Here is a 21,534-nt window from a genome sequence, read left to right as displayed (position 1 = left end):
GGCGGCTTCAGGTTTGGCGGAGCCGGGCGAGGGTTTGTTCCAGTTCGTCATGGAGGAGGCGGGCGGCGGTGTCGGGGTCGCCGCGCTCGATGGCTTCGACGAGGGCGCTGTGGCTTGCGTCGCCGGGGTCGGGGTCGTGTTCACGCAGGGCGAGGAGGGCCACGAGATCGATCAGGCCGTCGCGCAGGGCGGGGCCGAAGTCGCCGAACAGATCGGTGAGGACGGGATTGTGCGCGGCTCGGACGATCGCCGTGTGCAGGGCGACGTCGGCGTCGACGAAGGCCGCGTCGTCTTGGCGGGCGGCGGTGCGGCGGCCGTCCAAGGCGGTGCGTAGGGCGGCGATGTCGGCCTCGGTGCGGCGCGCGGCGGCCAGCCGGGCGGCCTGGACCTCGATCAGCATGCGGACCTCGTAGAGGTCGGCGACGGCGGCCCGCCGCAGGCGGGTGGTGCGGTCTTCGGCGGGGTGAGTGGCGATGACGAAGACGCCGGCCCCCTGCCGGGGTCGCACCAGTCCGGCTCCGGCGAGGGCGCGCAGGGCCTCGCGGACGGTCGAGCGGCCCACGCCGAGCGTGCCGGCCAGGGTGGTCTCGCCGGGGAGCCTGCTGCCAACCGGCCAGTGCCCTTCGGCGATCTGGTCGCGCAGGCGATCGACGGCCTGCTCGACCAGCGGGCTGGGACGGAGCGGACCGAGCGGCATCGCAGAAGACCCTTCAGGTTGTCTGAGGAGCTGAGCTTTGGCTAGTGTACTCGGCATGTCGTGGCAGGGTCTCCTTCTCGGTCGCCGCGGCGGGGCCTGACCGGACCGGCACCCCGCCGCGGGTCGCCGTCCTGCCGGTCGCCTCCCCGAACGACCGAAGGAAACCCCATGACCACTGCCTTCTCGCGGCTGCGGACGCCCTGCGGCCCCGTGCCCGCCGATGCCCCCGCCTGGAACCGGCAGCGTCCCAGCGCCATGCCGCACCACCGGTACCGTCCCGCGCACGAGCGGGTCGAGGTGCCTTTGACCGAGCGCACCTGGCCGTTCCGCCGCGTCGATCGGGCGCCGCTGTGGGTGCCGGTCGACCTGCGCGACGGCAATCAGGCCCTGGCCGAGCCGATGGACACCCCGCGCAAGGGCCGCATGTTCGACCTGCTGGTCGCCATGGGCTTCAAGGAGATCGAGGTCGGCTACCCCTCGTCCGGCCAGGCCGATTTCGACTTCGTCCGCCACCTGGCCGAGGACGACGCCGTCCCCGGCGACGTGACCGTCGTCGTGTTCACGCCCGCCCGCCGGGAACTGATCGACCGGACCTTCGCGTCCATCGAGGGCCTGCCGCGTACCGTCGTGCACCTCTACACGGCCACCGCCCCCACCTGGCGGAACGTCGTCCTGGGCCGAGACCGTGCGGCGCTGCACGGTCTCATCCGGGAGGCCGCCGCGCATATGGCGAAGCTGGCCGGCGGGCGTCCCGGGGCCGACCTCCGCTTCCAGTTCTCCCCGGAGGTCTTCAACCTCACCGAGCCCGACTTCGTCCTGGAGGTGTGCAACGGGCTCACCGAGCTGTGGGACGCCTCCCCGGACCGGCCGGTGATCCACAATCTCCCGGCCACGGTGGAGATCGCCACCCCGAACGTGTACGCCGACCAGATCGAGTACATGCACCGCCACCTGGACCACCGCGACGCGGTCGTCCTGTCGGTCCACCCGCACAACGACCGGGGGACGGGCGTCGCCTGCGCGGAACTGGCGATGCTCGCGGGCGCGCAGCGCGTCGAGGGCTGCCTGTCCGGCAACGGCGAGCGCACCGGCAACGTCGACCTGGTCACCCTTGCCCTCAACCTGCACGCCCAGGGCGTGGACCCGGTGATCGACTTCCGCATCGGCGGGACGACACACTGGGGCGCCGGGCAGGACGCCTCCGCTCTCACCGCTTCGGTGCGCGCCGTCCTGTCCGCCGTCAACCGCAGCCGATGACCGCCTGAACGCCGGGGCCGCCTCCTCCCGGAGGACGGCGGCCTCCGGCGCACGCTCACCAGACCATGCCCGAAAAGGAGTTCCTCGCCTTGCCCACCGTCTCCGTGCCGCCACCTGCCATCGTGTTCGACGCCGAAGGGGTGGACCTCGTCCGTGCGGGCCGACTGCTGCTGGAACAGGTCTCGATGACCATACGCGCAGGTGAGCACTGGGCCGTGCTCGGCGCCAACGGCGCCGGCAAGAGCACTCTGCTGTCCATCCTCGGCGCCTACACCCATCCCAGCCGCGGCACCGCCCGCATCCTGGGGCACACGCTGGGACGGGTGGACGTCCACGTCCTGCGTTCCATGATCGGCCAGGTCAACCCGCGCCACCCGCTGGAGTCGGCGCGCACCGCCCGCCAGGTCGTCCTCACCGGCGCGACCGGTACCATCGAGCTGGTGCCCCGCTGGACGCCGACCGAAGAACAGCTCGCGCGCGCGGACGAGCTCATCGCCCTGATGGGCCTGACCCGCGTCGCCGGCGCCCGCTGGCCGGAACTGTCGCAGGGCGAGCGCGGCCGCGCCCTGATCGCCCGTGCCCTCATGCCCGACCCGCGCCTCCTCCTGCTGGACGAACCCACGACCGGCCTCGACCTCGTCGCCCGCGAACAGCTGCTGGCCCACATCGACGAACTGGGCCGGCGCCGTCCCGAGACGACGACCGTCCTGGTCACCCACCACCTGGAGGAACTGCCCGCCGGCACCGACCACGCCCTGCTGCTCCGCGACGGCAGGGTGGTCGCCGCCGGCCCGTCCGACGACGTCCTCACCACCGACCTGATCAGCGCCTGCTTCGGCCACCCCATCACCGTCACCCGCACCAACGGCCGCTGGTCCGCCACCGCCTGAGCTGCCTCCCGTTCAGCGGACACAGCGCCGAAAGGCCCGGCAACTGGAAGTGGAGAACGAGATCCTCAAGCGGGCTCTAGCCGCCGGGGCTCAGTGAGATGACCGCCTTGGAACCCTGAGTCGCCACGACTCTCAGGTTGAGGGATTGTTCGCCGTGCGGCGCGGCCCATGATCCGGAGTAGGGCGGCTCCAGAAACCGCAACTCGCCGCCTCCACCCTCGGGATAGGAGTATCGCCAGGTCGAGTCGGCGGGATCGAACGAGAATTTCTTGAAACCGAACCGCCGGTCCAGGGGGATTGTCGTCCGCTCGGTGACAAGGATCTCGCACTTCCCGTCCCGGCAGGCTTTCACGTCCTGGCCGTCCGCGGGGACCGGGAAGCCGGGCTTGGTCGCTGGGCTCTGACCTGGGGTGACGGTGCTCGCCGGAGGAGGAGTGGTGCGGCCGGCCCCATTAGTCTGAGGTTGACTCCGCGCGGGTTCCTCAGAATTCCCACAGCCCGCGCAGGCGAATGCCAGCCCGAGCACCGAGACAACGATTGTCCTATTGGTCATCTTCACGCGCGACATTGTGGCAGAGGTTGGTGGGGACCCCTCCCGAAATATGCTGGCTACGCTCCCCGGCATGGCATGGTTCAAAGGTCGTCGTTCGGCATCCGCTGGGCCGCCGCCGTCGAGCCGGTGACGATGGGCTGGAAGTGGTACCGCACGAAGGGCGAGTCGCCCTACGTCGTCATCGAACTGTACGTGCTCTTCGTCAATGGCAACGGGACGTCCATCGGCATGGGCGGAGCAGGGCAGGCCACGGTGATGACCGAGGACGTCCACCGCTACTCCCATCAGCTCAGAGCCAGGACCCTGCTCGACCCCGCCGACCCCGCGCACCGGGCGGCGATCAAGGAATGGGTCGCAGGGCCGGCGCCGACGATGCTGTTCCTCGTTGAGGAGCATTTCCGGGCCACGTCCTACATTTCTATGAACCTTGACCCGGAAGCCAAGCAAGACTTTCTAAGAGTGCTGTCTGAAGCGACCGTGGAATTCAAGGACGAAGGAGTTGCACCCGGGGGTTTTCGGGACGCATGCGCCCTCCTGGAAAGCACTATGCCACGCGTGTCCTGGTGGACGGACTAACCTCTCCGGCAGCCATCGACGACCGCTGCCACGGCTTCGCAATTTGCTCCGAGCCAGCACGGCAATGGGGCCTGGCGCCGTGACCTGATCACCGGTGCGACGCGGTGGAAGCCGTCCACCGATCGGTGGACGGCAGGTTCAGCCGATCGAGGCTGCCGCGCGTCCCGTCCCGTTGAAGAAGATGATCGGCATGACGAACTTCCTGCGAGAAGCACCTGCCGGTGACGGCGGTGCGGCCGGTGCGCCCGGTCGTGCCGACGCGGTCCGGCTGACGTCGGTGCGCAAGGTCTACGGCGGTGCGAGGAATGCCGTGGTCGCGCTCGATGACGTGAGCGTCGGGCTGCGGAAGGGCACCTTCACCGCGATCATGGGGCCTTCGGGCTCGGGTAAGAGCACGTTGCTGCAGTGCGCCGCCGGGCTGGACCGGCCGACGTCGGGTTCGGTGGTGCTGGACGGGGTGGAGCTCACCTCGCTCGGCGAGCGGGAGCGGACCCGGCTGCGCCGCCGGCGGATCGGTTTCGTGTTCCAGGCGTTCAACCTGCTTCCGGCGCTGACCGTGCACGACAACGTGGCGCTGCCGTTGCGGCTGGCGGGCCGCCGTCCCGAGCGCGGCGCGGTGGAGGAGGTGCTGGAGCGGGTCGGGCTCGGCGGCCGGCTCCGCAGCCGGCCGGCCGAGCTGTCCGGGGGCCAGCAGCAGCGGGTGGCGATCGCCCGGGCGCTGATCACCCGGCCCGCGGTGCTGTTCGGGGACGAGCCGACCGGCGCGCTGGACACCGGCACCGCCCGCGAGGTCCTCGGCCTGCTGCGCGAGGCGGTCGAGGAGGCGGGGCAGACCGTGGTGATGGTCACTCACGACCCGGTCGCCGCCGCGCACGCCGACCGGGCGCTGTTCCTGGCCGACGGGCGCCTGGCCGGTGAGCTGGACCGGCCGACCGTCGAGCGGGTCGCCGCGCGGATGACGCGCCTGGGTGCGGACGGAGCGGGCCGGTGACCGGGATCGCGCTGCGCATGCTGCGCTTCCACAAAGGCGGGTTCCTGGCGTCGTTCGCCGGGCTGTTCCTGGGCGCGCTGATCGTGGTGGGCTGCGGCGGGCTGCTGGAGACCGGCATCCGCGCCGCCGCGCCGCCGCAACGGCTGGCCGCCGCCCCGATCGTGGTCACCGGCGACCAGCGCTACCACGGCACCGTCGAAGAGCTTATCTTTCCCGAGCGGGCCCGCCTGGACGCCGCCCTGACCGCGAAGATCGGCGCGGTGCCGGGTGTCGCGGCGGCGGTGCCGGACGTCTCCTTCCCCGCCGCACTCGCCTCCCACGGCGCGGTCACCGGACACAACTGGCCCTCGGCGCGGCTCACCCCGTACCGGCTCGCGCAGGGTGCCGCGCCGTCCGGGCCCGGGCAGATCGTCCTGGGCGAGAATCTGGCAGGGCGGGCCGGGCTGCGTCTCGGCGGCCAGGTCGAGCTGTTGGTGCACGGCACCGCCGAACGATTCCGGATCGTCGGGCTGGCCGCAGGCACCGGTGACGTCTTCGTCGCCGACGCCGAAGCGGGCCGGCTGGCCGGCCGCCCCGGCGAGATCGACTCGGTGGGCGTGCTGCTCGCGCCCGGCGCCGACACCGGGCGGGTCGCCCGGGCCGTCGAGTCAGCGGTCGGGGCCACCGCCGCCGGGTCCGGCCCGGCTGTGCTGACCGGGGACGACCGGGGCCGCGCCGAGGACCCCGGCCTGATCGAGGGCACCGACGACCTGATCCCGCTCGCCGCCGCGTTCGGCAGCCTCGCGGCACTGGCCATGGTGTTCGTGGTGGCCGGCACCGTGAGCCTGTCGATCCGGCAGCGGGAGCGCCAGACCGCACTGCTGCGCGCGGTCGGCGCCACCCCCGGCCAGCTCCGCCGGATGATCCTGGCCGAAACGATGATCCTGGCGGTGGCCGCGACCGCGCTGGCCTGCTGGCCCGCCCCCTGGTTCGGCCGGTGGCTGCTGAAGGCGTTCGTGCACGGCGGCGTGGTCTCCGACTCGGTCGCGTTCCGCTCCGGCGCCTTCCCGCTGATCGCCGGCGCCGGCCTCGCCCTCACCGCCGCGCTGGGCGCCGCCTTCATGGCCGCGCACCAGGCTGCGCGCACCCGCCCGGCCGAAGCGCTCGCCGAGGCCGCGCTGCAACGCCGCTGGTTCAGCGTCGTCCGGCTCGTCCTCGGTGTGCTGTGCCTGGGCGGCGGCGCCGCGCTGGCGGTCGGCACCGCCGGATCCGACGGCCCCGACGCCGGCGGCGTCGCCACTCCCGCCGCGCTGGTCTGGACCATCGCGTTCGGGCTGCTCGGCCCCATCATGGCCCGCGCCATCAGCGCCGCCCTGACCCGGCCGGTCCGCGCGCTGTCGGGCCTGGCCGGCGAACTGGCAACCGCCAACGCCCGCGCCCGTACCGCCCGCCTCACCACCGCGGTGATGCCGGTCATGCTCGCCACCGGATTGGCCCTCAGCCTGACCTACCTGCAGACCACCCAGTCCGACGGCGCCCGCCGCGCCTTCGAACAGGCCCAGCGCGCCGACCTCGTCCTCACCTCCACCGCCGGCGGCCTGCCCTTGGACGCGGTCGACACCGTCCGCGGGATCCCCGGCGTCGCCGCCGCGACCGCCCAGATTGCCAGCCGCGGCTTCGTCGAACCCGCCACGGCCCCCGCGCCCCCAGGCGGCGGCGACGAAGAGGAATCGGCCGGGCCGCAGCCCACCGCACTCGCCCTCCAAGGCATCACTCCGCAGGGAGCCGACCGGACGACCGCCTACCGCGCCGCCACCGGCACCCTGACCGCACTGCAGGGCGACACCATCGCGCTGCCCACCCGCTACGCCACCGGACACCGCCTCGGCGACACCATCGCGATGCGGCTGGGCGACGGCACCCGCACCCGGCTCAGGCTCATCGCCACCATCGACGCGCGGCGCGGCTACGAGACCGCCCTCGTGCCGGCCGCGCTGCTGGCCCCGCACACCGGCACCGGACTCGTCCCGCGGATCCTCATCAGCGCCGACCCCGGCACCGACCGCACCGCACTGGCCACCGCACTGACCTCCATCGGCCACCCCGGCCTCCAGCTCACCGACCGCGAGGGCCTGGCCGCCGCCCAGCAGGACCAAGACCACACCCAGGCCACCATGGCCTGGCTCGTCCTCGCCGTCGTCGTCGGCTACGCGATCATCTCCCTGATCAACACCCAGGCCCTCGCGACCGCCGAACGCCGCCGCGAATTCGGGCTGATGCGCCTGGTCGGAGCCACCCGCCGGCAGATCCTGCGGATGATGGCCGTCGAAGCCTCCCTCGTCGCCGCCGCCGGCATCACCCTCGGCCTGCTGATCGCCGCCCTCACCCTGATCCCCGCGGGCCTCAGCGTGCTGGACTCCGCCCTCCCGGGCGGCCCGTCCTGGATCCTCACCGCGACCGTCGCCGCCGCCCTGGCACTCACCATCATCACCACCCTCACCGCGACCCGCATCGCCCTGCGCGGCGGCCCTGACAGCACCGGCTGAAAGAGCCCTGACCGTGGCACTTTCCGAGAGAACGCCGCCGTACGAGCGCCCACCATGGAGATGAGGCAGATGGACTTCGCCCCCGCTGCGGCGCGCTGCCGGACACGTCATCGCCGTCAGCGTCTGCCGTCGCTCACGCCGAACCGGCACCGGCACCGGCCGCCGCGGAGCCGCACTCGCTGGAAGTACGCTGACCTTCATGGATCTGAAGCCGCGGCCCGGCGACCGGGTCCGGGCGCTGCACCGGTGGTACGTCGCCGTATGGGTCCTGTTCGGCCTGTGCCCGCCGGCCATCGCCGTGCACGACCGTCCCGCCGCGACGCTGTACCCGGCGCTGGCGCTGCTGGCGGCACTCGCCCTCTTCCACGCGCTCGTCCGGGTGACCGGCCCGTACGCCTTCCTGTGCGCGCTGACGCTCGGCGTAGGAGGGATGTCCTTCCTGCTCGGAGGGGGCGCGGCGATGTTCATCGTGTCGCTCCCGCTCTTCTGGATCCACTCCAGAAGCCCGCGGCACGCGGTCGCCTTCATCGGCGTCGCCGCCGCGCTCACGCTCGCCGGGACGGTTCGCCGGGGCGGGGAGGAGCTGTCCGGCAACGCCGTCTTCACCCTCATCGGCGCCGCGGCCGGCATCCTGCTCGGCCTCTGGATGCACCGCGTCCTGGAGCAGCGCGACGAGCGGGCCCGCCGCCTGGCCGGCGAGCTCGCGAGCACCCAGCGCGAACTGGCCGAGGCGTACCAGCGCCAGGGTGCCGCCGAGGAGCGCGAGCGCCTCGCCCGCGAGATCCACGACACCCTGGCCCAGGGCTTCGCCTCCATCGTCGTCCTGGCGGAGGCGGCCCGCACCGACCCCGCCAAGCTGGTGTCGATCGAACGCACCGCGCGGGAGAACCTCGCCGAGGCCCGCGCACTGGTCGGCTCCGCCCCGTCCCAGGCCGGCGGCATGCCCCGGGCCGACCGGACGATCGCCCGCACCCTGCGCCGCACGCTCGACCGCTTCGCCGAGGACACCGGCATCGCTCTCCATGCCGAGCTGCCCGACGTCCGGTGCGACCAGCCGGCCCGCATCGCGCTCCTGCGCTGCACCCAGGAGTCGCTGGCCAACGTGCGTAAGCACGCCGCCGCGGGCACCGTCGGCGTCGTCCTCACCCGGCACCCGCACGGCATCGAGCTGGAGATCACCGACGACGGCCGCGGCTTCGCGGTCGGCGAGGCCCGCGGCTTCGGCCTGGACGGCATGCGCCGGCGGCTGGCCGAGCTCGGCGGCGAGCTCACCGTGACCAGTTCCCCCGGCGAGGGCACCCGCGTCCTCGCCCTGATCCCCGCGGACCCCGAATGACCGACTCCCCCCTGCGCGTGATCGTGGCCGACGACCATACGGTGATGCGCTCCGGCCTGGTCGCACTCCTGACCGCCGAGCCCGCCATCACCGTCGTCGGCGAGGCCGGGAACGGCCGCGAGGCGGTCGAGTTGGCCGGCCGGCTCGCCCCCGACCTCGTCCTGCTCGACCTGCGGATGCCCGTCATGGACGGCGTCGCCGCCACCGCCGAGATCGTCCCGTCCGGTACCCGGGTGCTGATCCTGACCACCTACGACACCGACGCCGAGATCGAACGGGCCGTCGAGGCCGGCGCGATGGGCTACCTGCTCAAGGACACCACCCGAGAGCAACTCGTCGCCGCCATCCACGCCGCCGCCCGCGGCGAGACCGTGCTCGCGCCCCGCGTCGCCGAACGCCTCGTCGCCCGCATGCGCCGCCCCGCCCAGATCCCGCTGACCCCCCGCGAGATCGACGTGCTGACCGCGGTCGCCGACGGCCTGTCCAACGCCGACATCGGCCGCCGCCTGGTCATCGCCGAGGCCACGGTCAAGACCCACCTCCTACGCATCTTCGCCAAGCTCGACGTCGGCGACCGCACCCGCGCGGTCGTGGTGGCACTGGAACGCGGACTCCTCCGGCGATCCTGAGCCCGGGCCGAGTGCGATCGGCTTGACCAATGCGGCCGCCACAACGGACCAGAGGCCGCGGACGGTCCGGAGACGAGCGTGCATACCGGCGCTAGGCCCGGACCAATCCGCTTCCCTGGCCTTGCGCTTGCCGAGAATCACGTCCATCCAGGTGAGAGGCCGCGAGCCGCCGACGCGCGCCGCGGGTTCCACCACCGGCTCTCCACGGCACTGGCCCGCGATAACCAAGCGGTCTAGTCGAGGACCTGTGTGTGAAGGGACTGGCGCGCACCCGGCCGGCCAGATCGGTGCACGACGCGGGCTGGTCGGCGTTCGTCGCGATGCCGGAGTACAAGACGCAGCGGCACCGGCGGGCGTTCGCGCGGGTGGACCGTGCGTTCCCGTCCTCGCAACTGTGCTCGCGGTGCGGGTCCCACGACGGCCCCAAACCCCTGCACGTCCGCGCCTGGACCTGCACCGAGCGCGGGGCCGGGCACGACCGGGACGTCAACGCCGCCCGCAACATCCTGACCGAGAGACGCCGCATCGCCCCCAGGTGATGCCTCTGGTCGCCGCCGGACGAAAACCCCTGCGTCCGGGGGAGGCGGAGACCTTAAACGCCTGTGCGGGGCAGGTAAGACCCCGGACTCCGGTCGGGGGCACAGCCCGGTGAAGCAGGAAGCCACGGAAGTGACCGCACCGGCAACGGCGCGGCAAGCCGAGTCTCCGGCATTCATGCCGGGGAACGCGTCAATGCCAGAGGTAGTCATAGCGGGCCGGTGCTTGGCCGACCAGGACCTGTCCGTCTCTGATCTGCCATTCGGTCTGGTGTCCTTCCTCGTGGAAGACGAGGAAGAGTCCACATACACGGTCGTCGTCCTCGTCGGTGGCGGGGAGGGCGGCGATCTCTCGGACCTGGTCGAGTACGTCATCGGAGTACTGGGAGCGAACGGCTCGGGCATAACACGCCGCGTCGAGCCAGCCGCCTTCTGGGAAGGCCCATCCCGCAGGGTCCCCGCGGCGGATGATCTGCTCGGCGTCGGCTTTCTGCCCATAAAACTCCAGCCAACCTCGTATGTAGACCCAGGCGCTCATGCGCCCATGATGTCCTGCGGCGGTGCGGCCCTGTTTGTGCGTTGGTTTGAGCGACGGTGGCGGGTGGCAATGGAAGGGCGATGTCAACGGGTGCGGAGTGCGTTCAGGAGCAAGGTCACCGTTCGGTGGCGGAGGTCGTCGGACCAGGCGGCGGCCAGGGCGCCGTGGGTGGTGGCGGTGAGGAGGGCCATGACCTCATCGAGGCGGACCTCCGGGCGAACGGCTCCGGCGTCTTGAGCGGCGTCTAGCAGTGACCCGAATGTCTGGGTGAGCGCCATGACCTGCTCGCCGGGCTCGATGGACGTGCCCTCCTCGGCGAGGAGGCTCACGACGGTGCCGACCTTGGCCGCGCGTTCGACGAGGAAGGTGAAGTAGTCGAAGAACGCGGTTTCCTCATCGCCGGCGGCGATGAGGGATTCCGCCTTGACGATGAGGCTCTCTCGCAGCTCTTTCATGATTGCGGCGAGGAGGTCGCGCTTGGTCGGGAAATGGCGGAAGACCGTCCCGATGGCGACGCCGGCACGGGCGGCGACCTCCTCAGTGGAGGCAGAGGCGCCGCGTTCGGCGAACACCTCCTCGGCGGCGGCGAGGATGCGGGTGCGGTTGCGCAGGGCGTCGGCGCGCATGGGCTTGCTCGGTGTCATTTCGTCCAACCGTTGACAAGATGAGTCGAGACTCATATTTTCATGAGCTGCCACTCATCTTAGTTCGTTGTGAAGGGACCGCCCATGTCCGCGCAGACCCCACGAGACCTGTTCGCCCGCTTCCAGGACAACGTCCTCGCCGGCCAGGCCGGCCTCGACGAGGAGATGCTGGCCGCTGACGTCGTAGTGGAGATGCCGTTCGCTCCCGCGGGAAGCCGCAGGGTCGCGGGCCGGGAGGAGGTCGTGGCCATGACCCGGGCGGGCCGTGAGGCCCTCCCGATCGTGTTCGAGGAGTTCCAGGAAGTGGTAATCCACGAGTCTGCCGACCCAGAGGTGATCATCGCCGAATACCAGATTGTGGCCACTATGCCGGGCAACAGCACGCAAGCGCACGCCGCATTCGTGGTGGTCCTGCGCGCCCGGGACGGACGCATCGCGCACTGGCGCGAGTACCAGGACCGCACGGCGATCGCCGAGGCCCTGGCCTAAGAGGTCATAACGAAATGCGTATGTGATGCGCGTGCTGCACACCGGGATCCGGTGGGAGTTCCTGCCCAGGAGTTGGGGTTCGGGTCGGGTATGACGTGCTGGCGCCGCTTGGCCGAGTGGCACCGGGCCGGGGTGTGGGACGGGTTGCACCGCTGCTGCTGGAGGAGTTGCACGCCGCCGGGCAGTTGGACTGGTCCAGGGCGGTGATCGACAGCTCGCATGTCCGCGCGCTCAAGGGCGGCCCAAAACCGGTCCGAGCCCGGTCGACCGCGGCCGGCCGGGCTCGAAACACCACGTGGTGACCGACGGGCACGGCACCCCGCTGGTGGTGTCGTTGACCGGCGGAAACCGCTCTGCGGCACAGCCGTTCTGAACCACCAGGCCACATCGTCCACCTGCCCAGCGACCGGTCGGCGACAGCCGAGCGAACATGGGGACGAGCCGGGACAGAATTGTGGATCTTGGCAGTGGTAAGACTGCTGGTGGGGGTGGCGCGCCCGGCAGGATTCGAACCCGCGACCGTCGGATTAGAAGTCCGATGCTCTGTCCAGCTGAGCTACGGGCGCTCGGCGCCCGGCGGGACGCCGGGACACAGTGTAAGGGTGAGGGTCCTCAGGCTCCACATCTATAACGGCCTTACCGGGCGGAAGTGGGCGGGTGGGTCTTATCTTGGGGTGCTGTGGCGGTGAACTTTGAGGTGCCGCTCTCCGGCGGGGACGTTTCGGAGGGCGTGGTGCGGGTCGGGGACACGGTGCGGAGGCCGCTCGGGGCGCACAGTCCGGCCGTGCACGGGTTGCTGCGGCATCTGGAGGCGGTGGCGTTCGACGGGGCGCCGCGGGTGCTCGGGGTCGATGGGCGGGGGCGGGAGGTTCTGAGCTGGGTGCCGGGGGAGGTGCCGCGGCGGCCGCTGGCGGGGCATGTGGTCTCCGATGAGGCGTTGCGGGGTGTCGGGCGGCTGCTGCGGCGGTATCACGAGGCGGTGGCGTCCTATGAGGCGCCGGAAGGGGCGCCCTGGGACGGGGAGACGTCGAATCTGGACGGGGAGCCGGAGGTCATCGGGCATTGCGATGTGACGCCGGAGAACGTGGTCTTCCGCGGCGGGGTGCCGGTGGCATTGATCGATTTTGATCTGGCCCGGCCCACGACGCGGTTGTTCGATGTGGTGACGGCGTTGCGGCATTGGGGGCCGATCGCCGATCCGGCTGATAGGGATGCGTTGCTTTATCGGGTCGATGTTGGGCGGCGGCTGCGGATTTTCTGTGACGCGTACGGGTTGGACGCCGGGGAGCGGCGGGACGTGCTGCCGGCGGCCCGGGTGAGGTTCGAGCGGTCGTATCGGGCGATGCAGGTTCGGGCGGAAGGCGGCGGAGGTTGGGCGCGGATGTGGCGCGGTGGTGCCGGGCAGCGGATACGGCGGGCGCAGGACTGGCTGGAGCGGTACTGGGATGAGCTTGATGCGCGTCTCTGGTGAGGGTCTTGTTCTCGGGGTGGCGTTGGACGCGCTTTTCGGGGATCCGAAGAAGTGGCATCCGGTGGCGGGATTCGGGCGCGTCGCGTCGGTGGCGGAGCGGTTCTCGTACGGGGATTCGCGGTGGCGGGGGATTGTTCACACCGGGGTTCTCGTGGGGGGTGCGGGGGTGCTGGGGGTTGGGCTTCAGGCGGTTGCCCGGGGACGGGTCGCGCATGCCCTTATGACCGCTGGGGTGACTTGGGTTGTGCTCGGGGGGACGTCGCTGGGGCGTGAGGGGCTTGTCATGGCCCGGGTCTTGGAGCGAGGGGATTTGGAAGCGGCGAGGGGGCGGCTTTCTCATTTGTGTGCGCGGGATCCGAGTGGTCTCGATGCGGAGGGGCTGGCGCGGGCCGTTGTGGAGTCGGTGGCGGAGAACACTTCGGACGCGTCGGTCGCTCCACTGGTGTGGGGGGCCGTGGGCGGTGTTCCCGGGCTTCTGATGTATCGGGCCGTCAACACGCTCGATGCGATGGTCGGATATCGGAATCCGAGGTATGAGCGGTTCGGGTGGGCGGCGGCGAGGCTGGATGACGTCGCCAATTGGGTTCCGGCCCGGGTGACGGGTGTTCTGGTCGCGGCTCTTTCCGGGCGTGCTGCGTGGCGGGTGCTGCTCAGGGACGGGGGGAAGCATCCGAGTCCCAATGCGGGACGCTGTGAGGCCGCGTTCGCCGGGGCGCTCGGGGTGCGGCTCGGGGGCGTCAACGAGTACGGGGGACGGGTTGAGCGGCGTCCCGAAATGGGGGACGGCAGGGCCCCGGAAGTGCGGGACATCGGGAGGGCCGTGCGGCTTTCGGCGGCGGTGACGTTCGCGGCGGCGGCCGTGGTCTGGGGTTTGCGGTGAGCGGGCTCCTGGTCGCGGGGACGACGTCGGACGCGGGGAAGAGCGTGGTCACGGCGGGGTTGTGCCGGTGGCTGGCGAGAAAGGGCGTGAAGGTCGCGCCGTTCAAGGCCCAGAACATGTCGCTGAATTCGATGGTGACGGGTGACGGGGCGGAGATCGGGCGGGCGCAGTACATGCAGGCGCAGGCGGCGGGAGTGGAGCCGAGGGCCGTGATGAATCCGGTACTGCTCAAGCCGGGGAGCGATCGGCGCAGTCAGGTCGTGGTTCTCGGACGGCCAGTGGCGGAGGTCGACGCGCTGCAGTACGGGGAGCACAAGGAGTGGCTCAAGGGCGTCGTGCGGGAAAGTCTCGAGGAACTCCGGGACGAGTACGACGTGGTGATCTGTGAGGGGGCGGGGAGTCCCGCCGAGATCAATCTGAGGGCCGGCGACATCGTGAACATGGGGCTCGCGAGGGCCGCGGATTTGCCGGTCGTCGTGGTGGGGGACATTGACCGGGGCGGTGTCTTCGCGTCCTTGTACGGGACGGTGGCGCTGCTGGAGCCCGCGGATCAGGCGCTGATCGCGGGGTTCGTCATCAACAAGTTCCGGGGCGCCAGGGAATTGCTGGAGCCGGGGCTTGAGCAGCTGGAGACGCTCACCGGGCGGCCGACGCTGGGTGTGCTGCCGTGGAAGCTCGGGCTGTATCTGGATTCCGAGGACACTCTCGCGTTGGAAGCGCCGCGGCCCGACGCGAAGGGGCCGGTCGGGAACGAGACCTTGAGGGTCGTCGTGGTGCGCTTTCCCCGGATCTCGAATTTCACGGATCTGGACGCCCTGGCCTGCGAACCGGGGGTCGTCGTCCGCTATGCGGCGAGCGCCGGGGATCTGGCCGAGGCCGATCTGGTCGTGCTGCCGGGGACCCGGGCGACGGTGAGTGATCTGGCGTGGCTGCGTGAGCGGGGAATGGCGGACGAGATCTGCGCGCGTGCCCGAGCCGGGCGGCCGGTGCTCGGTATCTGCGGCGGCTATCAGATGCTCGCCGAAGAGATCGTCGATCACGTCGAGTCGGGGACGGGACGGGTCGAGGGCCTCGGGCTGCTGCCCGCGCGGGTCGCATTCAGGAAGGAGAAGACGCTCGGGCGGCCGCAAGGGAGCGCCTACGGCGAAGACGTTCGAGGTTATGAGATCCACCATGGCGTCGCGGTCGCAAGGGGGGAGCCTTTCCTCGACGGATGCCGGCAGGGGGCCGTCTGGGGGACGACCTGGCACGGCGCGATGGAGAACGACGGGTTCAGGCGCGCCTTTCTCCGGGACGTGGCGAGGGAGAGCGGCCGCGATTTCACGCCCGCCCCGGATGTGTCGTTCGAGGCCCTGCGGGAGGCGACTCTGGACGCGCTCGGCGACCTCGTCGAGGAGCATCTGGACACCGGCGCCGTGTGGCGGATCATCGAGAACGGGGCACCGCGGAACCTTTCCGTCGTTCCGCCGGGCGGGCCGCCGATGGGTGCGTGCCGATGAGCCGGGCACGGCCACGACGGTAGGGTGATTCCTTCGAAAGGCACTGGCCGCAACAGGCATCAGGAGGAACGTCCCGTGACCGACCCGCGGTCCAGTCTGATCGTCCCGCTGATGAAGGCGCGGGTGCCGGCCGAGGTCCAGCTGGAGTTTCCGCTGCCGCCGGACGAGGACCCGATCCGCGACCCGTTCGCCGGTGACCTGTACGTGAGCTACGCGCTGGAGATCGCCGACGAGGCCGCCCCGGCCGGCCGCCGCTACGAGCATGTGGCCCGCCGGCACTGCGCCGAGCTGGGCGTGCCGCCCGGCGAGCTGCGCCGCCGCGCGGTGATCAACCTGCGTGACCTGCGTCCCGAGCTGAGCCTCAGCTGGTATCCGGACGTGCGCGCCGTGACGGTGTCGCTGTCGGGGACGGGGACGCCGTCCCGGCGGGGGAGCCTGGAGTCGGGCCTGCTGCTGGACGAGGGGTTCCTGGAGAAGCTCGGGCAGGACGTCGAGGGCGACCTCGTCGTGGCGGCCCCGGCGCGGGACGTGTTCGTCGCGTCCGGTACCGGTCACCCGGACGGCGTCGACAAGCTGCGCTGGGCGGTCGCGCAGGTGTGGGCCGAGGACCGCGGCGACGGCGGCGGCGATCCGGCGTGGGACGTGCCGGCCGGGAGCCTGCTGACCCACAACCTGATGGTCCGCCGCGCCGGCGCCTGGGACGTCCTGACGCCCTGACCCGCCCGGCGCGCTAGGACAGCGTCTTCAGCCGTGGCCATAGTTCCGGCCACGGAGCGCGCTGCCCGCGGCAGATCCACACCGGTTTGCCCTGTTCCTGGTTGTCGAGGCCGACGCCGTTGTCGATGCGGCCGACGGCGCGCACGTCCGTCCAGAACTGTCGCAGGTAGGGCGCGCCCGCCTCGGTCTCGGGTCCGACGACGATCGCGGGGCCGCCGGTGTCCGGTGGACGTCCGAAGTACCAGTAGCCGTTGTGCCCGCTGTACGCGCGGGGCAGGCCGAGGCCGGGCCCGTACTTGTCGAGCGCGCCGGCCTCGCCGTAGTTGCTCACGATGATCGTCGCCTTGGACCGTTCGTCCGGCGGCAGGGAGCCGTAGGCCTCCGCGACGTGGGCGGCGAACCGGGGCCAGCCGACCGTCTCGGCGGAGTCGGCGTTGACGACGGGCTGCGGGGTGTCGGCCAGCCATTTCACCGGGTAGACGGGCAGGGTGAGCAGCGCGGTCGTGATGCCGGTGATCACGTAGACGGGGACGGTCGGCACCCAGCCCCAGCCGCGCGGCGCGCCGTTCCGCTCGATCTCGACGGCCCCGGCGGCGAACAGCGCCGCCCAGAGGCCGCTGAGGTAGTACGGCTTCCCGGCGGTGACGAGGAACACGACGGTCAGCAGCACGTACGCGTGGCCGAGGAACCGGTACGGCCGCAGGTCCGCCGACCGGTACGTCCGCCACAGCCCGTAGATCCACAGCCAGGACAGGACGACGCCGGTCAGCAGTATCTGGAACGGGACGAGTCCGGGCCGTCCGGCGAAGTCGCCCTCGGCGGCGATCGCGTCGGCCATGTCGAGCTGCGGCCAGTCGTGGCCGGCCTGCCACAGCAGCCCGGGGGCGACCGCGGCGGCCACGATCAGCACGGCGGCGGCGAGCGCGGGGCGCCGCAGGAACTCGCGCGGTCCCGAGATCAGCAGCCCCGCGACGAGCGCGACGAGCAGGAACGCGGCCAGGTACTTGACGTTCAGGGCCAGGGCGGACGCGGCGCCGACGGCGAGCAGCAGCCGCTGGTCGCGGGTCCGGACCCATCTGACGACGAGCCACACGATCGTCGTCGACAGCAGGAGGTCGAGCGTCGCGGTGGAGAACAGGTGGCCGGCCGCGACGACGAAGGGGCACACCGCGTACGCGCCGGCGGTGAGGAGCTGCGCCCGCCGCGCGCCGCCCATCTCCCGGGCGGTCAGCGCGGCGACGACCACGCCGGCGGCGGAGAAGAGCGCGCCGGGGACGCGCAGCGCGACGAGCGAGTCGCCGGACACCGCGGTGATCGCGCGGGCGATCAGCGGCAGCAGGGGCGGCTGGTCCGGGTACCCCCACATCAGGTGCCGTCCGGCGACGCGGAAGTACAGTTCGTCGCGGTGGTAGCCGTACCGGGCGCTGACGGCGAGCAGCACGACGGCGAGCGCGCCGGCGATCAGCAGGACCGGCCGCCAGGCGATGGCGGGGGAATCCGGCGTGGCGGTGGTCTCGACGGGATCGGAGGCCTCGGCGGCCGGGGCGGACATGATCGGAACCCTATGCCGCAGGTCCGGACGGAGTCACGATCTTCATCTCGTCCACAGCCGGACACGGCCCCGCGCCCGCCCGACATGGCCCCGGCACCGCCGGGCGGCCGGAAAACCGGTGGGGCGGGGGAGGTCCCGGGGCATACCGTGCGGTCATGGTGTCGATCCATCAGATGCTCGCCTTCTCCGCGATGGCGCTCGTCATCGTCGTGATCCCCGGCCCGTCCGTGCTGTTCGTCGTCGGGCGGGCGCTGGCGCACGGCCGCCGCACCGCCCTCGCGGGCGTCGTCGGCGGGGTGCTGGCCGCGCTCGTGCTGACCGTCGCCGTCGCGGTCGGCATCGGCTCGATCGTGGAACGGTCCGTGATCGTGTTCACGGCGTTGAAGACCGTCGGCGCGGTGTACATCGTCTATCTCGGGGTGCAGGCCGTCCGGCATCGCCGCTCGCTCCAGGAGGCGGTCGGACGGGACGACGGGGACCGCGGCGGCCGGGCCCTCCTGCAGGGCTTCATCGTGGGCGTCACCAACCCGAAGACGACGGTGTTCTTCGCGGCGGTCCTGCCGCAGTTCGTCGTGCGGGAACACGGTCACGTGCCCCTGCAGATGGTGGTGTTCGGGCTCATCTTCGCGATCATCGCGCTGCTGTGCGACAGCGTGTGGGGCATCGCCGCCGGGACGGCCCGCGCCTGGTTCGCCCGTTCGCCGCGCCGCCTCGCGGCGATCGGCGGCACCGGCGGGCTGATGATGATCGGCCTCGGCGTCAGCGTCGCCGCGACCGGCCGCAAGGAGTAGGCGGGGCCTAGACCGAGCAGAGGGCGAAGTTGTCGAACGTCGCCTCGGGGTGCCCGGAGACGCCCTCGGGACGGTACGCGATCAGCCCGCTCGGCCCGGGGTTCTCGGCGGGAGCCTTGGCGGTGGTGCTCGTGACGTGTTCGCCGTTGACCCACAGGCCGAGCTTCACGCTCGACCCGTCCTCCACGCAGGCGGCATGGATCCGGTCGTCGCTGCTGCGGAGTTCGGTGGCGGTGCCGGTCGCCAGGTCCGTCAGTGTGAAGCCGTCCATCTTGGCGATGCGGGCCCGCCCGTCCTCGCGCAGGAGGAACGCGAAGCCCGTGCCCTGTCCGTGGCAGTAGACGCCCGCCTCGCCGCCCCCGCCCTCCTTGTGCTCGACCTTCACTTCGATGAGCTGCGACTCGGGGACGTCGTCCACGGGGGCGTCGACGGTGGTCTGGGTCGTCGTGGGGAGGACGTGAAGCTCGTACTTGCGGTCGCGGTAGGACGCGTCCCAAGTGGGCGTGGTGGACGTCTTCCAGCCCGAGGTCTCGTCGCTGAAGTTGTCGTCGAAGACCTTGTCGTCGACTTCCGGAGGCTGCTCGCCGAGGTCGGCGGCGGCCCGGGTGGTCTCCGAGCCCTTCGGGGTCTTTCCATCGTCGGGCGTCAGGTTCAGGACGCCGAACAGGGCGGACACCCCGACGACGGCCGCGACGGCGCCCACGACCAGGCCATGGCGCCGCCATGGGTGCGTCGACCTCGGCGCCATCGGCGGCGGAGGCATCGCCGAAGGCGGCATCGACGACGACGGCACCGTGTGGGGTGGCTCCGTGTGAGGCGGTGGCGCGTGCGGCGGTATCTGCGAAGCCTGTGCGGCGGGCGGCGGTGGCGCGTCCACCGGATGCGTCGCCGGAACGGACTCGACACTCGTGGGCACCGCCGCCGCCTCCTGTGCCCCGGGCGCCTCGGGTGCCGGTTCGGGCTCGGTGGCCTCCGCCAACGTCGGCGCGGCCACCGGCAGCGCGACCGTGGGCGGCGTCGACGGCGGTTCCTCCTCGCCGGTCAGCGCCTGGATGAGCTGCTTGACCGCGGGACGCTCGGCCGGGTCCTTCGCCAGCGACCGGACGACGATGTCGCGCAGCGCCGTGTCGTCGAGCCCGTCCAGGTCGGGTTCGCCGCTCGTCACCCGGTTGATCGTCTCCGGGAGCGTGCCGCCGCCGAACGGGGCGTGTCCCGTGCCCGCGTACGCGACGACGCAGCCCCAGGCGAACACGTCCGCCGCGGGCGTGATCTCCCTGCCGTGCATCAGCTCCGGCGCCATGTAGGCGGGGGTGCCGATGAACTGGCCGGTCCGGGTCGGCCCGTCCGGGGCGTCCAGGGCACGGGCGATGCCGAAGTCGATCACTCGCGGCCCGGCCGGGGACAGCAGCACGTTGGACGGCTTCAGGTCGCGGTGCACGATCCCGGCGCGGTGGATCGCGCTCAGCGCGGTCGCGATGTTGACCGCGAGGGCCTCCAGATCACCGCCGCGCAGCGGCCCGCCCTCCTTGACGGCCGCGTCCAGCGCCGGGCCGGTGACGTACTCGGTGACGACGTATAGCGGGTCGCCGTCCAGCCGGGCGTCGAGCACCGCGGCGGTGCAGAACCGGCGGACCTGCCGCGCCGCCGTCACCTCGCTGCGGAACCGCTCGTGGAACGCGTCGTCGTCGGCCAGCTCCGCGTTGATGACCTTGACCGCGACCTGCCGGCCGGACGCGTCCTCGCCGAGGAAGACCGTGCCCATCCCGCCGCGGCCGAGCCGCCCGAGCAGCCGGTAGGGGCCGAGCTGCCGCGGGTCACGGTCGCGAAGGGGGGCCTGCATGGGGGTCTCCCGGAGCCGGAGGGTCTTGTCTCGTAGACGTCCGAACAAGGCCGGCGCGTTCCCGCGTGCGGCCGTGATCGTCCCGCCCATACGCTTAGATGCCGGTATCGACGGGCGGGTTCGGGAGGAAAGCGTGGACGTGACGGTGGACGTGCTCGGCCCCGGATACGAGGCGATCGAGCTGCCGATGGGCAGGGACGCCGAGGGCGAGGTCGTGGCCACGCTGGTGCGGAGAAAGGGCACCGTGCCTTCGGCCGGCGACCCGTCCCGCAGGGCGGTGCTGTACCTGCACGGCTTCGTCGACTACTTCTTCCAGAAGCATCTGGCCGACTTCTACGTCGACCTCGGCTTCGACTTCTACGCGCTCGACCTGCGCAAGTACGGGCGGTCGCTGCGCCCGCACCAGACCCCGAACTATGTCGAGAGCCTGTCGGACTACTTCCCCGAGATCGACGAGGCCGTCCGGATCGTCCGGGACGTCGACGGGCACGACACGCTCCTGCTGAACGGCCACTCGACCGGCGGCCTGATCGCCGCCCTCTGGGCCGACAAGGCGAGGGGCGAGGGCCTCGTCGACGCGGTGTTCCTGAACAGCCCGTTCCTCGACATCGCCGAGCCGCTCGTGATGCGCAAGGCCGGCGCCGGGCTCGCGCGGGTGCTGCGTCCCCGGTTCCCCAAGGCGAAACTGCCGGCGGGCGTGTCGGACCGGTATCCGCGGAGCATCCACCGCGACCACGAGGGCGAGTGGGACTTCGACCTGGAGTGGAAGCCGATCCTCGGGTTCCCGGTGCGGGCGGCGTGGCTGGCGGCCGTGCGCCGCGGCCAGCTCCGGCTGCACAAGGGCCTGGACGTCGACGTCCCGGTCCTGGTCATGGCGTCGACGCGCAGCATCCGTCCCACCCGCAAGGTCCTGGACGTCACCGGCGCCGACGCCGTCCTGGACGTCGAGCACATGGCGCGGTGGGCGCCCAGGATCGGGCGGCACGTGACGCTCGTCCGGATCGACGGCGGCCTGCACGACCTGGTGCTGTCGGCCGAGCCCGCCCGCACACGGGTCTTCGAGGAGCTGACCCGCTGGACGAACGCCTACCTGCCCGAGGGTCGCTAGCGGACGCGCCGGCGC

At 71.7% G+C, this 21,534-nt stretch carries 21 protein-coding genes, 1 tRNA gene and 1 pseudogene; 16 read left to right on the top strand and 7 right to left on the bottom strand.

The window, feature by feature from the left end; all coding sequences use genetic code 11:
• Positions 1-7 precede the first annotated feature (7 nt).
• On the bottom strand, positions 8-697 hold the full coding sequence (locus AB0C35_RS34385) for a FadR/GntR family transcriptional regulator (protein ID WP_358465440.1): 690 nt from the start codon (positions 695-697) through the stop codon (positions 8-10).
• A gap of 168 nt (positions 698-865) precedes the next feature.
• Between AB0C35_RS34385 and AB0C35_RS34380 the strand changes: the two genes are divergently transcribed.
• A complete protein-coding gene (locus AB0C35_RS34380; RefSeq protein WP_358465437.1) occupies positions 866-1,954 on the top strand; it encodes a 2-isopropylmalate synthase in 1,089 nt (362 codons plus the stop codon).
• A gap of 65 nt (positions 1,955-2,019) precedes the next feature.
• Positions 2,020-2,844, top strand: a complete 825-nt coding sequence (locus AB0C35_RS34375; protein WP_358465434.1) for an ATP-binding cassette domain-containing protein — start codon at positions 2,020-2,022, stop codon at positions 2,842-2,844.
• 76 nt (positions 2,845-2,920) lie between these two features.
• Here AB0C35_RS34375 and AB0C35_RS34370 read toward each other — a convergent pair whose 3' ends face one another.
• A complete protein-coding gene (locus AB0C35_RS34370) occupies positions 2,921-3,403 on the bottom strand; it encodes a hypothetical protein (RefSeq protein ID WP_358465431.1) in 483 nt (160 codons plus the stop codon).
• A 69-nt stretch (positions 3,404-3,472) separates the two neighbouring features.
• Here AB0C35_RS34370 and AB0C35_RS34365 point away from each other — a divergent pair, with 69 nt between their 5' ends.
• The 6 genes from AB0C35_RS34365 (at position 3,473) to AB0C35_RS34340 (ending at position 9,993) form a co-directional block, all read left to right on the top strand.
• On the top strand, positions 3,473-3,973 hold the full coding sequence (locus AB0C35_RS34365) for a hypothetical protein (RefSeq protein WP_358465428.1): 501 nt from the start codon (positions 3,473-3,475) through the stop codon (positions 3,971-3,973).
• Between the two features lie 190 nt (positions 3,974-4,163).
• Positions 4,164-4,964, top strand: coding sequence for an ABC transporter ATP-binding protein (locus AB0C35_RS34360; protein WP_358465425.1), 801 nt, complete (start codon positions 4,164-4,166; stop codon positions 4,962-4,964).
• Positions 4,961-7,489 carry an FtsX-like permease family protein gene (locus AB0C35_RS34355; protein WP_358465422.1) on the top strand — a complete coding sequence of 843 codons (2,529 nt, stop codon included), beginning with the start codon at positions 4,961-4,963 and terminating at the stop codon, positions 7,487-7,489. Before AB0C35_RS34360 ends, AB0C35_RS34355 begins: the two co-directional genes overlap by 4 nt.
• A 199-nt stretch (positions 7,490-7,688) precedes the next feature.
• Positions 7,689-8,825 (top strand): sensor histidine kinase, encoded by a 1,137-nt coding sequence (locus AB0C35_RS34350; RefSeq protein ID WP_358465419.1) that lies wholly within the window; start codon positions 7,689-7,691, stop codon positions 8,823-8,825.
• Complete coding sequence (locus AB0C35_RS34345) at positions 8,822-9,454, top strand: response regulator transcription factor (RefSeq protein WP_358465416.1); 633 nt, start codon at positions 8,822-8,824, stop codon at positions 9,452-9,454. Before AB0C35_RS34350 ends, AB0C35_RS34345 begins: the two co-directional genes overlap by 4 nt.
• A gap of 251 nt (positions 9,455-9,705) precedes the next feature.
• On the top strand, positions 9,706-9,993 hold the full coding sequence (locus AB0C35_RS34340; RefSeq protein WP_358465413.1) for a zinc ribbon domain-containing protein: 288 nt from the start codon (positions 9,706-9,708) through the stop codon (positions 9,991-9,993).
• Positions 9,994-10,183: 190 nt separating this feature from the next.
• Here the strand turns inward: AB0C35_RS34340 and AB0C35_RS34335 are convergent, their stop codons facing one another.
• Positions 10,184-10,528 carry a hypothetical protein gene (locus AB0C35_RS34335; protein ID WP_358465410.1) on the bottom strand — a complete coding sequence of 115 codons (345 nt, stop codon included), beginning with the start codon at positions 10,526-10,528 and terminating at the stop codon, positions 10,184-10,186.
• Positions 10,529-10,611: 83 nt separating this feature from the next.
• Positions 10,612-11,172, bottom strand: coding sequence for a helix-turn-helix domain-containing protein (locus AB0C35_RS34330; RefSeq protein WP_358465407.1), 561 nt, complete (start codon positions 11,170-11,172; stop codon positions 10,612-10,614).
• An 84-nt stretch (positions 11,173-11,256) separates the two neighbouring features.
• On the opposite strand from AB0C35_RS34330, the gene AB0C35_RS34325 reads away from it, so the two are divergent.
• Together AB0C35_RS34325 and AB0C35_RS34320 are read left to right on the top strand one after the other, a co-directional pair.
• Positions 11,257-11,661, top strand: a complete 405-nt coding sequence (locus tag AB0C35_RS34325) for a nuclear transport factor 2 family protein (protein WP_358465404.1) — start codon at positions 11,257-11,259, stop codon at positions 11,659-11,661.
• A gap of 22 nt (positions 11,662-11,683) precedes the next feature.
• Positions 11,684-12,010 (top strand): annotated as a pseudogene (locus AB0C35_RS34320) (transposase); the annotation flags it as partial.
• A 140-nt stretch (positions 12,011-12,150) separates the two neighbouring features.
• Here AB0C35_RS34320 and AB0C35_RS34315 read toward each other — a convergent pair.
• Positions 12,151-12,227, bottom strand: a tRNA-Arg gene (locus AB0C35_RS34315).
• 218 nt (positions 12,228-12,445) lie between these two features.
• Here AB0C35_RS34315 and AB0C35_RS34310 point away from each other — a divergent pair.
• From AB0C35_RS34310 to AB0C35_RS34295, 4 genes are all read left to right on the top strand, one after another.
• Complete coding sequence (locus AB0C35_RS34310; RefSeq protein WP_358465402.1) at positions 12,446-13,132, top strand: phosphotransferase; 687 nt, start codon at positions 12,446-12,448, stop codon at positions 13,130-13,132.
• Positions 13,107-14,012: a cobalamin biosynthesis protein gene (locus tag AB0C35_RS34305; protein WP_358465400.1), complete on the top strand. Its 906-nt coding sequence runs from the start codon at positions 13,107-13,109 to the stop codon at positions 14,010-14,012. The genes AB0C35_RS34310 and AB0C35_RS34305 overlap by 26 nt, the downstream gene beginning before the upstream one ends.
• The gene (locus AB0C35_RS34300) at positions 14,009-15,511 is read left to right on the top strand and encodes a cobyric acid synthase (RefSeq protein ID WP_358465398.1); all 1,503 of its coding nucleotides are present in this window, start codon (positions 14,009-14,011) and stop codon (positions 15,509-15,511) included. Before AB0C35_RS34305 ends, AB0C35_RS34300 begins: the two co-directional genes overlap by 4 nt.
• 75 nt (positions 15,512-15,586) lie before the next feature.
• Complete coding sequence (locus tag AB0C35_RS34295) at positions 15,587-16,228, top strand: DUF1444 domain-containing protein (RefSeq protein WP_358465395.1); 642 nt, start codon at positions 15,587-15,589, stop codon at positions 16,226-16,228.
• Between the two features lie 13 nt (positions 16,229-16,241).
• Here AB0C35_RS34295 and AB0C35_RS34290 read toward each other — a convergent pair whose 3' ends face one another.
• Complete coding sequence (locus AB0C35_RS34290; RefSeq protein WP_358465392.1) at positions 16,242-17,780, bottom strand: glycosyltransferase family 39 protein; 1,539 nt, start codon at positions 17,778-17,780, stop codon at positions 16,242-16,244.
• Between the two features lie 155 nt (positions 17,781-17,935).
• Between AB0C35_RS34290 and AB0C35_RS34285 the strand changes: the two genes are divergently transcribed.
• Complete coding sequence (locus tag AB0C35_RS34285) at positions 17,936-18,571, top strand: LysE family translocator (protein WP_358465389.1); 636 nt, start codon at positions 17,936-17,938, stop codon at positions 18,569-18,571.
• A gap of 7 nt (positions 18,572-18,578) precedes the next feature.
• Here AB0C35_RS34285 and AB0C35_RS34280 read toward each other — a convergent pair whose 3' ends face one another.
• Positions 18,579-20,411 (bottom strand): protein kinase, encoded by a 1,833-nt coding sequence (locus tag AB0C35_RS34280; RefSeq protein ID WP_358465386.1) that lies wholly within the window; start codon positions 20,409-20,411, stop codon positions 18,579-18,581.
• A 133-nt stretch (positions 20,412-20,544) separates the two neighbouring features.
• Here AB0C35_RS34280 and AB0C35_RS34275 point away from each other — a divergent pair, with 133 nt between their 5' ends.
• Entirely contained in the window at positions 20,545-21,519 is a 975-nt protein-coding gene (locus tag AB0C35_RS34275) for an alpha/beta hydrolase (RefSeq protein ID WP_358465383.1), read from the top strand.
• The last annotated feature ends 15 nt before the right edge of the window (positions 21,520-21,534 follow it).

Origin of the sequence: Spirillospora sp. NPDC048819, assembly GCF_040650055.1 — a bacterium.
GTDB lineage: Bacteria > Actinomycetota > Actinomycetes > Streptosporangiales > Streptosporangiaceae > Spirillospora.
The sequence above is the reverse complement of the archived record's forward strand: the minus strand, read 5'-3'. Positions and strand labels throughout refer to the sequence as shown.

Coding starts and splice junctions, on each gene's coding strand:
- AB0C35_RS34385 (WP_358465440.1), bottom strand. CDS start 697: ATGCCGCTCGGTCCGCTCCGTCCCAGCCCGCTGGTCGAGCAGGCCGTC.
- AB0C35_RS34380 (WP_358465437.1), top strand. CDS start 866: ATGACCACTGCCTTCTCGCGGCTGCGGACGCCCTGCGGCCCCGTGCCC.
- AB0C35_RS34375 (WP_358465434.1), top strand. CDS start 2,020: ATGCCCGAAAAGGAGTTCCTCGCCTTGCCCACCGTCTCCGTGCCGCCA.
- AB0C35_RS34365 (WP_358465428.1), top strand. CDS start 3,473: ATGGTTCAAAGGTCGTCGTTCGGCATCCGCTGGGCCGCCGCCGTCGAG.
- AB0C35_RS34360 (WP_358465425.1), top strand. CDS start 4,164: ATGACGAACTTCCTGCGAGAAGCACCTGCCGGTGACGGCGGTGCGGCC.
- AB0C35_RS34350 (WP_358465419.1), top strand. CDS start 7,689: ATGGATCTGAAGCCGCGGCCCGGCGACCGGGTCCGGGCGCTGCACCGG.
- AB0C35_RS34345 (WP_358465416.1), top strand. CDS start 8,822: ATGACCGACTCCCCCCTGCGCGTGATCGTGGCCGACGACCATACGGTG.
- AB0C35_RS34335 (WP_358465410.1), bottom strand. CDS start 10,528: ATGAGCGCCTGGGTCTACATACGAGGTTGGCTGGAGTTTTATGGGCAG.
- AB0C35_RS34330 (WP_358465407.1), bottom strand. CDS start 11,172: ATGACACCGAGCAAGCCCATGCGCGCCGACGCCCTGCGCAACCGCACC.
- AB0C35_RS34325 (WP_358465404.1), top strand. CDS start 11,257: ATGTCCGCGCAGACCCCACGAGACCTGTTCGCCCGCTTCCAGGACAAC.
- AB0C35_RS34305 (WP_358465400.1), top strand. CDS start 13,107: ATGAGCTTGATGCGCGTCTCTGGTGAGGGTCTTGTTCTCGGGGTGGCG.
- AB0C35_RS34290 (WP_358465392.1), bottom strand. CDS start 17,780: ATGTCCGCCCCGGCCGCCGAGGCCTCCGATCCCGTCGAGACCACCGCC.
- AB0C35_RS34285 (WP_358465389.1), top strand. CDS start 17,936: ATGGTGTCGATCCATCAGATGCTCGCCTTCTCCGCGATGGCGCTCGTC.
- AB0C35_RS34280 (WP_358465386.1), bottom strand. CDS start 20,411: ATGCAGGCCCCCCTTCGCGACCGTGACCCGCGGCAGCTCGGCCCCTAC.